The sequence below is a fragment of the Streptomyces sp. NPDC059649 genome (genome assembly GCF_042734445.1).
GTDB lineage: Bacteria > Actinomycetota > Actinomycetes > Streptomycetales > Streptomycetaceae > Streptomyces.
Window position 1 is genome coordinate 13,155 of the sequence record NZ_JBHWDV010000073.1, and the last position, 15,452, is coordinate 28,606.

Genomic DNA, 15,452 nt, shown 5'->3' on the forward strand with positions numbered 1-15,452 from the left:
GGCTTCGCTCGTGATCCGCGATTGGCTAGCTGCCTGAGCCGGTGGCTGACGGCGGTACCTCGACGACGAAGAACAGGAAGTTGGGGTTGGTCGACAGGTCCTGGAAGCCGTCCGGGAACAGTTCGCGGGCGGCCGGTTCGGGCTGCGGCTCGCTGATGGCGCAAAGACGGAAGCCGGCACCGGCGAAGGCATCGGTCATCGCGTGCAACGGCCTGCGCCACAACTCCATCGGGACGGAATGCCCGTTGAGAGTCCAGTCGAAGGTATAGCTGGTGGTGGCGTGGTAGTCGGGTCGGGGATCCCGATGCGCGTAGGCCGTGAAAGGGTGGCTCACCGACGTGATCAGCCGACCGCCGGGCCGGAGTACCCGCCGAAACTCGGCAAGCGCCGGCCCCCAGTCTTCCAGGTAGTGCAGGACCAGCGACGCGGCCACGTCGTCGAACGTTCCGTCATCGAACGGCAGAGGGGCGCGCAGGTCGACCACGTGGAGGGCTACATCGTCGCCGAGCCGCCGCCTCGCCAGCGCCAGCATCCCGGCGCTGGCGTCGATGCCGGTGACGACGGCACCGCGGTCGCGTAGTGCAGAGGACAGGGGGCCTGAGCCGCAGCCGGCGTCCAGGATCCGACGGCCAGTCACGTCTCCGGCCAAGGCCAACATTGCGGGCCGCTCGTAGTACGCGTTTACGAGGCTGTTCTCGTTCTCCATTGAGTACGTTGCGGCGAAGCTGTCGTAGTCGTTCGCCTGGCCCCGATCTGCAGGCTGCATCGTCGCAGCCTAGTAGTCACATGATCCGCCGGACAGGCCCCCACGTCCCAAGAGCCACTCAACCTTCGCTGCGAGAGATCACCCCGTCACTCTCGTCACGGAGTAACGCAGCCTTTCCCGCCACCGGACGACCTCATTCAGACCCGGTGGTCCGTGGCGTCCTGTGACGGAGGGGCGGGCCGTAGTGCAGGGCTCCCATAGGCAGCCGGGGGCCGAGTCGCAAACAGGCCCTGACGAATCGATGTCCGAATCGGACCACCCTGTAGCAGCAGGCGAGAGGCGCACGTGCGCCTCGTCGCCCTGGCTGGCAGTGAGAAGTGGCCCCGGTGTGCGGAACGGTGAGGGACCTCATAGCCTGATGACCGAACTCGTCCTGGCTTGCCAGGCCAGCAACGTCACAACTGGGCGATCCGTATATGACTGCGTACTCACTTGCCGCCTCAGGGGCCGGCTCCCTACGGCCAGCAACCCGGCTCCGCCCCGTACGGGCCGCAGGTGATCACGTCGGTCCGGCCCCCACGGGCCGCCCGCTGCTGGTCCGCACCTCCACAGTCCGCAGCCTGCATACGGGCATCCGCCGCTGCAGCAGCCAGGCGTCCCGATGTTCACGCCGACGGGACCCGCACGACGTCCTTGGCTTCGGCCGCTCATCGCGCTCGGCATCGTGAGCGTGGTCATTGCAGGGTTTGGGGTGTTGAACGCGGTGGTCGACGACGGCAAGCCTCCGGAGGAGGTCGCCAGTGACGCGGGCGCCGGGGACTGTCTGGAGAACCGCGGAACCCACGCGGACCCGGTCATGTTCACCATCGCCTGCAGTAACGCCAAAGCCGACTACAAAGTCATGTTCAGCGCCACTCTCCCAGGGAACCCTGCACGCTCGCCGCGGTGACCAGCACGGCAAGCAGAAGACCGATCGTGTCGGTGACGATGCTCCGCTTTCGCCCGACGATCTTCTTTCCGGCGTCGGTGCCCTGGCTGGAGGCGGAGACGCTGGTGGCGGTCTTGACGCTCTGCGCGTCGATCACACAAGCCGATGGTTCGGCGTCCCGCCCTTCCTTCTGCCGTAAGAGTTGCCTGAGCAGGCCGTTGAGCTGGGCGAAGACACCTTCCTGCTGCCACTTGGCGAAGTACCCGTAGACCGTGTTCCAGTGCGGGAAGTCATGCGGGAGGTAGCGCCACTGCACACCGGTGCGGTCCACATAGAGGATCGCGTTCATGATTTCGCGCAGATCATGCTTGGGGGGCCGCCCGAAATCCAGCGCCCGGCCGCGACGCTCGAAGCGCCAGGCAGCAAGGACCGGCTCGATCAACTCCCAGCGGGCATCGAACAGATCACGCGGATAAGGACATCGCTCAGACATACTCCCGACATACCGCGCCGGACCGAGTACGCCCAGGCGCACAGCAATGCCGGCGGATGCACAGGCCGATCCCGGGGTCCTGGGATGAGACAGGCACAAGTCCTCCAGGCCCAGCCGTCACCCCATTCGGCCCACCAGAACCGACCAACTCCACAGTCCCCCCAGCACCACACCATTACACGAAAGAAAAGGCGCGATAACGGAGCACCAGAGATGAAAACGACCTCTCAGTAGGTGTTTTCGAACCCCGAGGTGGCGGGGCGATCCCGAAGGCCATGCTTGTTGCATCGAACTCGCCACGTCTGACAGACGAATTCGGTTGCGGTGGGATTGGTGAGCCCGGTGAGGTGGCTCCATGGACGATGCCACGGAGCAGGTGCGACGGGCGAGGGCAGGCATAAGCGGCGCGGTCACGGAGCAACCGGCTCCATTGCACGCGCTGGCGGTGCTCGCGGCCCTGATGCTGGCGGCCTTCACCTTCAACACTGCGGAGAATCTGCCAGTCGGACTCTTGGAGCTCATCTCCGAGAGCGTTCGGGTGTCCCTGTCAGCGGTCGGTCTCCTGGTTACCGGTTATGGCGTGACGGTGGCGGTGGCGTCTGTTCCACTCGCTCACTTTGTGCGGGCTGTGCCTCGACGTCATGTGCTCACGGTTCTGCTGGCCGGGTTTGTCGTGTCCAGTCTGGGTGCGGCGCTGTCGACCTCCTACTGGCTGCTTCTCGCGGCGCGGCTACTGACAGCGCTCGCCCAGGCGCTGTTCTGGGCCGTGATGGGACCAGTCGCAGTGGGTCTGTTCCCGCCCGCATTCCGTGGGCGTGTGGTCGGGGCGCTATCCGTCGCTGGTTCGCTGGCCCTGGTCCTCGGTGTTCCTGCGGGAACCTGGCTGGGCCAGCAGAGCGACTGGCAGGTGCCCGTCGCAACTCTGGCAGCTCTGGGTCTCGTCTCTCTGGTGACGATCGCTGTTCTGCTGCCGACCTCGCAGCCGGAAGAAGAATCCGCCGCCTACGGAACCAGCCCCGACGCCCGCCGGTTCGTAACGGTGCTTGTGGCCGGGGCTCTGTCCGCCACAGGGGCGTTCACGGGATACACGTACATCGTGGAGATATTGGGCAACGTGAGCGGGTTCTCCCCGAACATTGTCAGCGCCCTGTTCGTGGCTTTCGGCGTCGCATGTCTGGCCGGAGTGAGCATCACCGGGGCAGTGCTCGACCGCTTCCCGCAGTCCGCGCTGACCACGGCCGTGGCGACGCAGGCGGTGGCCATGCTCGGCCTGTACTCGGCTGGCACCGACCCGGTGGCGGCTGTGGTGTTCCTGACGCTGATGGGCGGTGCGCTCGGACCGGTGTTCATGACTACCCAGAACGCGATGCTGCACTGTGCCCCGGGCCGCACAGATATCGCACTCGCAGCCAGCTCCGGTTCATACAATGCCGGAATTGCGGCCGGCGCCGCGCTCGGGGGACTGATTCTGCCGTGGGCCGACGTGAGGGACACCTTCCTGGCCGGCGGGCTGCTGACCCTCGGGGCCTGCGCGGTGCTGCTCGGCGGGCGGCTGCAGCGTCCTGGACCGGAGTCCACCAAGTAGTAACCGGCGTCACTGCCCGGTTGGCGGCCTCTTCGTCCACTGACTGGTGTGGGGGTTTTTCCGGGTCAGGCGTCGGGTCATCGTGGTGATGAGTACCCAGTTCAGGTGGGCTTCGGAGTGATGGGGCAGGCGTTCGTAGTCGCGTGCGTTGCGGCGGGCGTTCATACAACAGCCGATCGAGCGCTCGACTTTCCAACGGCGGGGCAGGACGACGAAGCTCTTGACCCCGTTGGGCCGGGAGACGATGCGCAGGGTGAGCCAGAGGCGGTCGCGGGCCCAGTCCACGAGATCGCCGGGGTAGCCGCGGTCGGCCCAGACCTGGGTGATCTGCGGCTGGGTGAGGCGCAGGCGCCAGAACACGTCGCGGGCGGCGTCGTGGTCCTGGACGTCGGTGGGCGTCACCATGATCATTACGGGCAGGCCGAGCGTGTTCACGGTGATATGTCGCTTGCGGCCGTTGCTTTTCTTCGCGCGTCGTAGCCCCGGCTGCTGCGGCCGACGGTGGACGCTCCCTTGACCGATTGGGAGTCCACGATCAGTGTCACCGGGTGCGGGCGTACGGATCCGGCGGCGTAGCTGGTCACGGATGTAGGTGACGACCCCGGCCCGGTTCTACCGCCAGAACAAACCCGTAAACCGTCTCCCACGGAGGGAAATCCGCAGGCAGGGCCCTCCACTTCGCGCCGTTGTCGACGATGTAGCGGATGCCGCCGACGATCTCTCGCCGCGGCCATTTCTCGGGATTTCCGCCGGTCTTCGTCTGGCAGGCCGGAACGGGCAGTAGGGGTTCGAGAAGTGCCCATTCGGCAACCGAGGTGTCGGACGGGTAGCGGCGGCGACGGGAGACGGCGGTCATGGCGGGCTCGGCAAGGTGATCGGTGACGTCCACCAACCGGTGAGAGATGCAGGTGCAAGGCTTGCCGGACGCTCCAACAAGGGCTCTTCCCCTACCGGGTATGAGCCCTTTTGCTTGGCAGATCAGCAGGACAGCCTGGCAGGTACCGCGGTGTGCCCTTCTGGATGGGTGACACCTTGGCCCCTCTCCGGCGCGCTGCCCCTGGCATCGCCGGTGACCATGTATGCGACGCCGTGGTGTGCTGTCAGCGGAGAAGCTCCGCGTGATGCCGTCCTCTGGCTACTCGGTGCACCACTGCCCGGCAGCCACGGCGTCCAACAGCTGGCGGAGCGCGACGAACGCCCTCGTTCTCGTCTCCGCAGGCACCCCTTGGACTACACCACCTCCCTCGACGAACAGCGCCGTGGGCAGGTCGGACAACGTCTGGATCAGCACCTAACCGAGTGCCGGCGGGTGCTCGGCTGGACGGCGTCCCCACGTCGAGATCAGCGGCGCGAGTGTCAGGTCGAGTGTGCCCGCGTGGATGGCGGCCAGGTGCGCGTCGATCTCGGCGTCGTCGGCCAGGCCGGCCGCGAGCAGCTCGCCGCGCACGTGCCGGATGGTCGCGGCCTCCAGCCGGTCGCAGGCCGGCCCGCCGACCGGGAAAGAGCCCGCCGCGGCGACATCTACCAAGCCGGCCTCACGCAATGCCCGCGGCAGTGTCCGGCCGTAGCGCAGGTCCGCGCCGCGGCGCGTCAGCAGCTCCCGGACCGCGTCGCGCAGCCGGTTGGCCGGCCGCTGCGCGGGGCCGCTGTCGTCCAGGCATGCCAGTGGCTGCAGAGCGGTATCGGCGTCCTCGACCAGCAGCCAGCCGCCGGGCCGTAGCGCTGCCGCCATCGTGGCCAACGCCCGAGCCCGGTCGGGTACATGGACCAGCACGAGTCGGGCGTGCACCAGATCGAACGTCCCCGGCTCCGGGGGCGGGTCAGCGGCGACGTCGTGCTGGCGCACCTCGTAGCCGGCGCCTGTCTTCAGCCACGACGGGTCGATGTCCGTGGCCAGCACGTGCCCGGTCGGACCGACGGCCGCCGCGAGCGCCTCCGGGATACCGGGGCCACCGGCCCCCACTTCCCAGCAGCGCGAGCCAGCCCTGACCCCCAGTCGATCGAAGTGCCCGCGCGTCACACCGTCGAACAGCTCGGCCAGCCAGGCGAATCGCTCGCCCGCCTCGGCGCGCGCGTTGTCCAGCAGGTACCCGCGGGCGGGAGCGGACTCTCCACCGGGCGCGGTGGTCCCGCCTATCGGATCCCGTCGGCCACCGACGTGCGGCGGGCGCGGCGAGGAGGTCATGACCACATGGTCAACCTTCCCAGGCCACCAGCGCCACGACGACGGGAGAGGGATGTCTCACACGGCCAGCGAACCCCGCATGTCCTACAGCACGGTTCTGCACCGTGACGCGCCGGAAGAGGTATTCGGCCCCCAAAGCCAGCGCACCAGGCGCGGGCCAGCGCGCTGACCGGACTGTCGGCTATGGCGGGTTCGACCTCGTATCGGACGCCGTCGGTCACGACGTAAGGTCGGGGTCAGCGGATCCAGCAGATGCACGTCCCCGTTCGTGACGAGTGGTACCTCTTCTGCAGTTCGGGATCCGGGGCTGTGTGCACCTACGCACTCGTCATCCCCGTGACTTCGCTGCTGATCAGCTGGCTACTGCCGTACCGGCGTCGCTACTGCAAGGCACGACTGGCCACCGTCGTCCTGGCGCCCATGTCCCCTTGCGGTGATCTACGTGCTGTTCAACGTATGGCTCGCGCTTGGATGAGGCCCCGGCTGAAGAACATCGGTTCCGCCAACTTCACCATGGCCGACGAGTACCTGCCCCACGCCCTCGCAGCCGTCCAATTGCTCCGGCAGCAGCCCCAAGCGGCACCGGATCGGATCCACCTCCTCGGGCACAGCACGGGTGGCAAGGTGGCGCCCCGGATCGCCGCCGCCGATCGATCGGTCGCGGGCTTGGTGCTTCTCGCTGCGGACACGCAGCCGATGCACGAGGGCGGGGTGGGAACGGCTCCGGCCGCACCTGCCGGTGAACAACAGCGGTGCGGGCGTTGGCGAGATCACCGACAGCTGATCGACGGGCTCCTTGCGAAGTCTGATCGGTCCATTGACAGCGGTGGCGAACGAAATGAGGGCCTGGGCTGCTCGCGCGGCGGCTTCACCAACGAGATCCATCGGAGCGCCGACGGCCTCTGCCGTCCGCTGCCCCTGATCGTCACCGCAGGACAACGGGTGGACTGCACCCAGTTCGCCCCGGTGCTGGAGAAGATCAGGGTTCCCCGCCTCGGAACGGGGAGACCCCGCAAGAATCCCGACAGCGTCATGCCGCACAAGGCTTACAGCAACAGTTCCTGCCGCCCCTACATGCGACAACGAGGCATCCGGCACACGATCCCGGAGAAGACCGACCGCAAGGCCGCTCGCCTACGCCAAGGCTCACGAGGCGGACGACCGCCCGGCTTCGACAAGGATCGCTACAGAGAACGAAACACCGTCGAGCGGGCCCGTCAACGAACTGAAGAACTCCGGGCAGTCGCCACCCGCTATGACAAGCGCGGCTACGTCTGCCTTGACACAATCACCGCAGCCGCCCTGGTCATCTGGCTCCGAACATGATCGGCCGGACAGCTCCTGGTTGACCAGGCAAGTCGCTGTTGCAGCAAGCGCATCTATTCCAGCGGCAATGATCCTCTCGGCTGGCAGAGCGCCCTGCACAGCGTGCTGCGAGGTGCTGGGCGCAGAAGGTCTTTGCGTAGTTCGCCCAGCGGCGGTGCCCGGAATCGGAATGACGTCGTCGCTCCGGTGCAGCACCTGGACCAGCGCCAACCGGCCGGCGGTCACGCCCTCCTTGGTGGCGAGTTCGTCCAGCTTCGCCACGATGGCGAGGCTCCCGCCCGGCGTCAGCCGTCGCCACCGCCCGCTATGGCGCGCAGGGCGCGGCAGTGGTCGGCGAACACGGCCCGGCCATCTGCCGTGAGGGCGAGCCATGTGCGCGGACGCTTGCCGACGTACCCCTTGGTGACCGCGACATAGCCGGCCTTCTCCAGGGTGGCGACCTGCCGTGACAGGACCGAGTCGCTGACCTCGACCGTATCGCGGACGAATGCGAACTCGGCTTTCTCGGCGGCTGCCAGGGTCGCCACGATGGAGAAGCGCACTGGGGCGTGGATGATCTCGTCCAGCCCGTGGCGCGGGTGGCTTCCGGGGCGTGTGGTGGCTCCGGTCAGTGCGTCGGCGTCCGGCGGCGCCGTGATCGGGCCGTGCGGGTCCGTCATCGTCGGGTCTCCAGGTATCCGCCGATCAGGCCGGGCAGGGCGACTGCCACTGCGCCTGGTATCCACCAGGCTGCGGCACCCTGGAAATAGATGAAGCCGGGCACCAGCACCGCCGCATAGAGCAGTGCCCAGGCGCCGACCGTGATGGCGATGCGGATTCCGAACCCCCGTCGCACGACGGGCTGTCGGCCCGCGTACACCCCCAGTACCGCCATGACGGCACCGAAGACCACACCGCTGAACGATGCCGCGTACGGCGGTTTTAGCAGCCCGACGATGAGCAACTGCAGTCCGGCACCACAGCCGAACACGACCTGATACCGGGCAAACCACCGTGAGCCTCTGCGGACCACGGAACCCAGCTCCTCCGCGCGAGCCAGCGCGGCAGCCGCGTCGCTCGAGGCGTATTCCCCCACGTCGATTCCCCCTCGTCGTTCATGTGTCCGACGCCCATCATGCTGACAAGAACTTTCTAACCTGACAAGTACTTTCCAGCAAGAGTGGTGGCCAGCCGTTGGGCTGTCGCCGCGAACACGGCCGTTGCAAGGAGGTCCGGAGCTGCCCCGCCCTCCCCTGACCCCAGGAAGGTCGGATACTGCTACTCCGGCTGGGGGATCGTCCGGTCGCGAGGGACCCGGATCGACCTCGGTGCGGCCAGGGGGTTCCCCGCACACTTCTTGCAGCGGTTGACGCCCCACAGGCAGTCGTCGCCGACGGAGTAGTAGCCGTGGAGGTACCGCACCCCGAGGCCGTGACGACGGGTGGCGGGAGGGCGCTCGGGGTGACCGGCCGGGAGCCAGCCAGCTCCGGCGGTGGGGCGGATGCCGAGCGGCCCGAATCGTCGAACACGAACACGTGGTCCGGTCGGACGTCACCCCTCTCACCGCCGCACGCCGTGGTCCGTTCACTCGTGAGTGCACGATGGTCGGCGGCGACCCGCAGATGCGGCTGAGACTGTCCCCGGACATAGGGAATCATCCGAGCGGCCTGACGTTCCCGTCGCGAACTGTGCCGTTTCTTGCTGGATGCAGTCACAGTCGGCCGGCACAGCCGGCACAGCCGATCCACAAGATCGTCAAGCACACTTTTTACGGCTATCACTCCGATGACCATGACCTGCACCAGCGTGAGGTCCTCAGCTGGTCGTCCCAGGATGACAACAACGGTCCCGTCGACGGGACGTACACGATCCAGGACCAGGCGAACGGCAAGGGTCCTTGAACGACGTTGGGCGAAGCGAAGTCATTCCGGGGCACCCAGCACGGCAACGCGATTGACGTGCCGCGCGGGCAGCTGGACGACACAGCCGACCTGCATGGCAGCATCAAGCAGAACGGTCACCGGCTGCACCTCAATTTCGACCTGGGATTCGAGACATACGACTTGTATGACTCCCCGGCGGCTCGATGACCGGGCGCCAGGTCCGCCGCTACCCGGGCTGGCATCGTCACACTGGCCATGGCCGCACACGCCTGGCTGACCGTCCTGCGGGCCCGTGAACTCGTTGCCGGGAAAGTAGAAACGGATCCTCCCGAGGCCTGCGTCGTCCAGCCGGTGCAGGACCGCCTCGTGCAGTCGGCCCCATACCCCAGCCCGCGACCAGATCAGAAACTGTCGGGAGCGGTGGACTTGGAGATACCGAAGCAAAGGCGGCAACGAACGCCAGGCACAACCAACCACTGACCAGCACGTAGATGATCGCGGCGAACAGCGTCTGATCAGGCTTGTCCTGCGTGCCGCCACCCCTGCGGCCGCACCTTCGAGGGAGGGATGCCTCACCACATAGGACACGGTCCAAGGATCCCGGTCCAACGTGGTTACCTGGTGGCCGCCCATGTCGTGGACCTTGGTCAGGTCGTGGGCGGCGGCTGCCGGGTGATCACCAGAGCGGCCCAGCGCGGGGTGCGACGGGATCGTGTGCGGCGGCTCCTCGTCTGTAGTGCCTTACCGTCGGTTTCTGGTCGCGGGCTCCGAGCCTCCGACCCGTCGCTGTCAGCTCGGCGTCGTCGGTTCCACGGGCGTCAGCCCTGTCCGCACCCGGTCCGTCGGCCGCGGTGCGGCCGCCGGGGCCGCGGGGGGGACGTGGAGGTGACGGGCGGCGACAGCGCCGCCAACGATGGCGAGGAGCACCACCAGCGGGGCCCCCAGCACGGATGGAAGAGCCCGAAGGCGTGGGTGCACACGGCCACGGGGGCGGGGCCCAGCGGGGAAATGCCCTGGGCGAGGAAACCAGCCCGTTGCACTGGTGCGCAGGCCCCGGTCGTCGCGACCCCGTACGCGGCACCCGGGCCGCTGCGTACCCTCGCCCGCCACATGGGCAGTGACAACCCGCCTCTCTTCACTGAACGTGACGACGGCCACCTCCGCATACGCCTCGCGAGCCTGGTGGCCGCCCGGTGTGTGAGGGGTGGCGCGGCGTGTCGGTAAAACTTTGAGCGATTTCCCAAGGTCGTTACGGGGCAGACGAGTTGGTCTGCCGAGAGGGCTGCGCACACGGCGTTTCGGTGAGGGCCTCAGGGATAGGGTGACGGCTTCCCCAACCTGCCCGGAGGTGTCCGTTCGGTGTCTGGTAAACGCTTCGTCCACCTGCACAATCACACTGAGTATTCGATGCTCGACGGTGCTCAGAGGCTCAAGCCGATGTTCGCCGAGGTCGCCCGGCAGGGGATGCCGGCCATCGCGATGAGCGACCACGGCAACATGTTCGGGGCCTATGAGTTCCAGCAGGTGGCGAAGGACTACGCCGGCGTGAAGCCGATCATCGGCATCGAAGCGTACGTAGCCCCCTCCTTCCGGCACAGCCGCCAGCGGGAGTTCTGGGGGCCGGGTGGCCAGCGGGCCGTGTCCGACGACGGTGAGGGCAAGGATGTCTCGGGCGGCGGCAGATTCACCCACATGACCATGTGGGCCGAAAGCGCGGAAGGTCTACGCAACCTCTTCTGGCTGAGCACCCAGGCCAGCTACGACGGGCAGTTCCCAGCGGGCAAGCCGCGTATGGACCGTGAGCTGATCGCCCAGCGCCCGGCCGGGATCATCGCGACGACGGGCTGCCCCTCCGGCGAGATCCAAACCCGCCTGCGCCTGAACCAGTTCGAGAAGGCCAAGGAAGCGGCAGCCGCCTACCAGGACATCTTCGGCCGCGAGAAGTACTTCCTGGAGCTGATGGACCACGGCCTGACCATTGAAAGGGACGTACGCGAGGGCCTGCTGCGCCTGGCCAAAGAGCTGAACCTGCCGCTGCTGGCCACCAACGACGCGCACTACGTCACCGAGGACCAGGCCGACGCCCACGACAACCTGCTGTGCATCGGCGTAGGCAAGAACAAGGACGCCCCGAACCGCCTCCGCTTCAGCGGCACCAGCTACTACCTGAAGACCGCCGAGGAGATGCGGCGCCTGTTCGCCGAGCTCCCGGACGCCTGTGACAACACCCTGCTGATCGCCGAACGCGTCGAGTCCTACGACGAGGTCTTCGACTTCGTCGACGAGATGCCCCAGTTCCCCGACGTGCCCGAGGGGGAGAGCCAGGAGTCGTGGCTGCGCAAGGAGGTCCTCAAGGGCCTGGCCACACGCTACGGCGACCCCGTCCCGCAGCACGTCCGGGACCGGTTCGAGACCGAGATGGCCGTCATCGGCCCCATGGGCTTCAGCTCCTACTTCCTCGTCGTGGCGGACATCTGCCGCTACGCGCGGGACAACGCGATCCCCATCGGCCCGGGCCGCGGCTCGGCGACCGGCTCGATCGTCGCCTACGCCACCCGCATCACCGAACTGTGCCCGCTGGAGCACGGCCTGCTCTTCGAGCGGTTCCTCAACCCCGAGCGCATCAATCCACCGGACGTCGACCTCGACTTCGACGACCGCCAGCGCGACCAAATGGTCCGCTACGTCACCGACAAGTACGGCGACGACTACACCGCGATGGTGAACACCTTCGGCAAGATCAAGGCCAAGAACGCCATCAAGGACAGCTCCCGCATCCTGGGCTACCCCTTCTCCCACGGTGAGCGGATCACCAAGGCGCTCCCGCCGGACCAGAACGGCAAGTCCATCCCGCTGCAGGGCATCTTCGACTCCGCCCACCCCCGCTACGGCGAGGCTGGCGAGATCCGCCAGATGTACGACAACGAGCCCGACGTCCGCAGGGTGATCGACACCGCCCGCGGCGTCGAGGGCCTGACCCGCGGCACCGGTGTGCACGCGGCCGCCGTCATCCTGTCCAAGACCCGGCTGACCGACCGCATCCCGCTGCACATGCGCGCCAAGGACGGCGTGAAGATCACCGGGTTCGACTACCCGTCGTGCGAAGCCATGGGCCTGATCAAGATGGACTTCCTGGGCCTGCGGAACCTGGGCGTCATCGACCAGGCCATCGCCAACATCCGCGACAACCGCGGCGTGAAACTGGCCACCGTCGACCCGATGGACCACGACCCCTCAACCGTCGTCATCCCCCTGGACGACACCAAGACATACGAGCTGCTGGCCGAGGGCAACACCTTCGGGGTCTTCCAGCTCGACGGCGGCGGCATGCGCACCCTGCTCAAGCTCATGGAGCCGACCCGGTTCGAGGACATCGCCGCAGCCCTGGCCCTGTACCGCCCCGGACCGATGGCCGCCAACGCCCACACCAACTACGCCTTCCGCAAGACCGGCAAACAGCCCATCGAACCGATCCACCCAGAACTCAAAGACGCCCTCGACCCGATTTTGGGCACGACCTTCCATCTGCTCGTCTACCAGGAGCAGATCATGGCCATCGCCCGGCAGCTGGCCGGCTACACCCTGGGCGGCGCCGACCTGCTGCGCCGCGCCATGGGCAAGAAGAAGCCCGAGGTCCTGGCCGCGGAGTGGGAGAAGTTCCACGACGGCATGGCCGCCAACGGATACTCCGAGCAGGCCATCAAGGCCCTATGGGACGTCATGCTGCCCTTCTCGGGCTACGCCTTCAACAAATCGCACACCGCCGGCTACGGCCTGGTCGCGTACTGGACCGCCTACCTCAAGGCCAACTACCCCGCCGAGTACATGGCGGCCCTTCTGACCTCCGTCGGCGACGACAAGGACAAGGCCGCCATCTACCTCGCCGACGCCCGCAATAACGGCGTGCGCGTCCTCCCACCGGACCTGAACGAGTCGGTCGCGGAGTTCACAGCCATCGGCGACGACGTCCGCTTCGGCCTGCGGTCGGTACGCAACGTCGGCGACAACGTCATCGAGGCGATCGTCCGAGCCCGTACGAAGGGCGGGAACTTCACCGCGTTCAGCGACTTCCTGGACAAGGCGGAGATCGCCGCGCTGAACAAGCGCGCGGTCGACTCCCTCATCAAAGCCGGCGCCTTCGACTCCCTCGGCCACACCCGCAAAGGTCTGGCCGGGATCCACGAGGACGCCATCGACTCGATCATCCCGGTCAAGAAGGCCGCCGCCTACGGCCAGGACGACCTCTTCGCCGACCTGGGCAACAGCGACGACGCCGCCCCGTCGTTCGGTCTCGACTTCACCATCAGCGAGACGGAGTGGCCGCGCCGACAACTGCTGGCGACCGAACGCGAGATGCTCGGCCTGTACGTCTCGGCTCACCCGCTGGACGGAGCCGAGCACATCCTCGCCGCCCACCGCGACGCCTCCATCGCCGAGCTCCTCGGCTCCGGGCGAACAACGGGGGAGATCAAGCTGTCCGGCCTGATCGCCGGCGTGCAGCGCAAGATGACCAAGCAGGGCAACGCGTGGGCCATCGTCAACCTCGCTGACCGTGACGGATCGATCGAGGTGCTGTTCTTCCCAGCGGTCTACCAACTTCTCCAGCACGCTCTCATCGAGGACAACGTCATCGCCGTCCGCGGCCGCATCGAGGAGCGCGACGGCACACTCAGCCTCCACGGCCGGGAGCTGGAGGCACTCGACGTGTCGTCCGCCGAGGGTGGTGGCCGGCCTCCTGTCCAGCTCTTCATGCCCCTCCACCGTGTCGAAGCAACCACCGTCGCGGAGCTGAAGCGGATCATCCATGCCCACCCAGGCCCCTCGCCCGTCCACCTGCGGATCCAAACTCCGCACAAGACGACGGTGTATGCCCTCAGCGGGCAGGTGGACGCCGCCGCCATCGCCTCCGACATCAAGGGCGCCTTCGGCCCGGAAGCATGGGCAGGCATCGCATGATCCCCGATCGCGCAGAGGCAGCAACCCACACACGGCAAGACGCCGATACCGCCCTGGCGTGCCCGCATTGCGGGCACGCCGGAGTGCTGACCGCTCGCTACCCGCACACGTGGCACGGGCGTACCGGCAAGCCGATCCACGGATTCAAGGCGGCAGTCCTGTGCGCCACCTGCGACAGCGACGAGGCAGCCGCCAGAGAGTTGATCGCGCTGGTCGACAGTAATGGCCAGGTCAGCGCAGAGAACACGGAACGGTTCATCCACCTCGCTGTCTTCTGGGTCGAGCACGCCCGTGGACGAGAACTCGACGTGGATGCCCTGGCAGGTGAAGAGCAGCGGTGGCGCATTGCCGATCTATGACTCTCATGCGCCTGGTCACCCTGGACATGCCACGTCGGCCGTTGCCGCTGAGCGGCGTGCCGACGGCTGACTCTCCACACCCACGGATACGGGCCGACCGAGGACAGGTCGTGACCAAGGAAGCCGTGAGAGGAACCTCTGACGTGGAGTGTCCGATGTGCCGGACGGGGAGCTCGCCCCGGCACTGAGCCGGGTGAGGACCTGTCCGACGGCCTCGGGCGATAGACCGCGGTCGGTGACGGGGCGCCAGCGGAGTGCAAGCCCGGAAGGCGTAGCCGTGGGGGTCGGTGAGGCCGGCGGCCCTGGCCCCAGGCCCGCTTAACAGCGGCTAACACAATGAGGCGGATCGCTCCTGGTTGCTGTGTCCGGGGCGGTAGTTGAGCGTTCGGTCCGTTGTGGGGACGTCACCGTGGATCGTGTCGGATGAGCTGTGGGATCACCTGGAGCCGCTGCTGCCGCAGCGTGAGCGCAGGTTCCGGTATCCAGGCCGCAAGCCGTTGCCGGACAGGGACGTGCTGTGCGGGATCTTGTACGTGCTGCACACCGGGATCCAGTGGGAGTACCTGCCTCAGGACCTCGGCTTCGGCTCGGGCATGACGTGCTGGCGCCGTCTGCGGGACTGGAACGAGGCCGGCGTGTGGCAGCGGCTGCACGAGGTCCTGCTGGCCGAGCTGAACGCGGCCTCCCGGCTGGACTGGTCCCGCTGCGTGGTCGACTCCTCCCACGTCAGAGCGCTAAAAGGGGGATCCACACGGGTCCCTCGCCGGTCGACCGAGGCCGGGCTGGCTCGAAACACCACCTGATCACCGACGGGCACGGAACCCCGCTCGCGGTCCTGCTGACCGGCGGCCACCGCAACGATGTCACCCAACTCCTGCCCTTGCTTAGACGTTGTTTCAGTTGGTGAGTCGGCGGTAGCTGATGAGGGCTGCGGCGATGCCGACGAAGGCCAGGAAATGCTCGGCCCTTCGCTCGTAACGGCGGTGCAGCCTTCGGCATCCGCCCAGCCAGGAGACCGTTCTCTCGACGACCCAGCGGTGTCGGCCGAGCCG

General features: G+C 67.3%; 10 protein-coding genes and 4 pseudogenes. 7 read left to right on the forward strand and 7 right to left on the reverse strand.

Going from position 1 to position 15,452, the window contains the following annotated elements; translation table 11 throughout:
* Nucleotides 1-25: 25 nt before the first annotated feature.
* Together ACFV1J_RS37090 and ACFV1J_RS37095 are read right to left on the reverse strand one after the other, a co-directional pair.
* Entirely contained in the window at nt 26-766 is a 741-nt protein-coding gene (locus ACFV1J_RS37090; protein ID WP_385865817.1) for a class I SAM-dependent methyltransferase, read from the reverse strand.
* A gap of 872 nt (nt 767-1,638) precedes the next feature.
* Nucleotides 1,639-2,127: pseudogene (locus ACFV1J_RS37095) on the reverse strand (IS5 family transposase); the annotation flags it as partial.
* A gap of 460 nt (nt 2,128-2,587) precedes the next feature.
* Here ACFV1J_RS37095 and ACFV1J_RS37100 point away from each other — a divergent pair.
* Entirely contained in the window at nt 2,588-3,712 is a 1,125-nt protein-coding gene (locus ACFV1J_RS37100) for an MFS transporter (RefSeq protein ID WP_385865833.1), read from the forward strand.
* 9 nt (nt 3,713-3,721) lie between these two features.
* Here the strand turns inward: ACFV1J_RS37100 and ACFV1J_RS37105 are convergent.
* Nucleotides 3,722-4,568, reverse strand: a pseudogene (locus ACFV1J_RS37105) (IS5 family transposase).
* Between the two features lie 435 nt (nt 4,569-5,003).
* A complete protein-coding gene (locus ACFV1J_RS37110) occupies nt 5,004-5,897 on the reverse strand; it encodes a methyltransferase domain-containing protein (protein WP_385865819.1) in 894 nt (297 codons plus the stop codon).
* A gap of 336 nt (nt 5,898-6,233) precedes the next feature.
* On the opposite strand from ACFV1J_RS37110, the gene ACFV1J_RS37115 reads away from it, so the two are divergent.
* On the forward strand, nt 6,234-7,223 hold the full coding sequence (locus ACFV1J_RS37115) for an IS5 family transposase (RefSeq protein ID WP_385865821.1): 990 nt from the start codon (nt 6,234-6,236) through the stop codon (nt 7,221-7,223).
* A 284-nt stretch (nt 7,224-7,507) separates the two neighbouring features.
* On the opposite strand, the gene ACFV1J_RS37120 is transcribed toward ACFV1J_RS37115, so the two are convergent.
* Together ACFV1J_RS37120 and ACFV1J_RS37125 are read right to left on the reverse strand one after the other, a co-directional pair.
* Nucleotides 7,508-7,882 (reverse strand): winged helix-turn-helix domain-containing protein, encoded by a 375-nt coding sequence (locus ACFV1J_RS37120; protein WP_385865823.1) that lies wholly within the window; start codon nt 7,880-7,882, stop codon nt 7,508-7,510.
* Entirely contained in the window at nt 7,879-8,298 is a 420-nt protein-coding gene (locus ACFV1J_RS37125; RefSeq protein WP_385865825.1) for a hypothetical protein, read from the reverse strand. The genes ACFV1J_RS37120 and ACFV1J_RS37125 overlap by 4 nt, the downstream gene beginning before the upstream one ends.
* 811 nt (nt 8,299-9,109) lie before the next feature.
* Here ACFV1J_RS37125 and ACFV1J_RS37130 point away from each other — a divergent pair.
* The 5 genes and pseudogenes from ACFV1J_RS37130 to ACFV1J_RS37150 form a co-directional block, all read left to right on the forward strand.
* Nucleotides 9,110-9,292, forward strand: coding sequence for a hypothetical protein (locus ACFV1J_RS37130; RefSeq protein WP_385865827.1), 183 nt, complete (start codon nt 9,110-9,112; stop codon nt 9,290-9,292).
* An 8-nt stretch (nt 9,293-9,300) separates the two neighbouring features.
* A pseudogene (locus ACFV1J_RS37135) lies at nt 9,301-9,421 on the forward strand (IS701 family transposase); the annotation flags it as partial.
* A gap of 1,023 nt (nt 9,422-10,444) precedes the next feature.
* Nucleotides 10,445-14,041: a DNA polymerase III subunit alpha gene (gene dnaE / locus ACFV1J_RS37140; RefSeq protein ID WP_385865828.1), complete on the forward strand. Its 3,597-nt coding sequence runs from the start codon at nt 10,445-10,447 to the stop codon at nt 14,039-14,041.
* Complete coding sequence (locus ACFV1J_RS37145) at nt 14,038-14,400, forward strand: DUF6300 family protein (protein WP_385865830.1); 363 nt, start codon at nt 14,038-14,040, stop codon at nt 14,398-14,400. The genes dnaE and ACFV1J_RS37145 overlap by 4 nt, the downstream gene beginning before the upstream one ends.
* A 395-nt stretch (nt 14,401-14,795) precedes the next feature.
* Nucleotides 14,796-15,286: pseudogene (locus ACFV1J_RS37150) on the forward strand (IS5 family transposase); the annotation flags it as partial.
* Between the two features lie 10 nt (nt 15,287-15,296).
* Here the strand turns inward: ACFV1J_RS37150 and ACFV1J_RS37155 are convergent.
* Nucleotides 15,297-15,452, reverse strand: a 156-nt coding sequence (locus tag ACFV1J_RS37155) for a transposase (RefSeq protein WP_385857454.1), incomplete at its 5' end; no start/stop codon positions are given.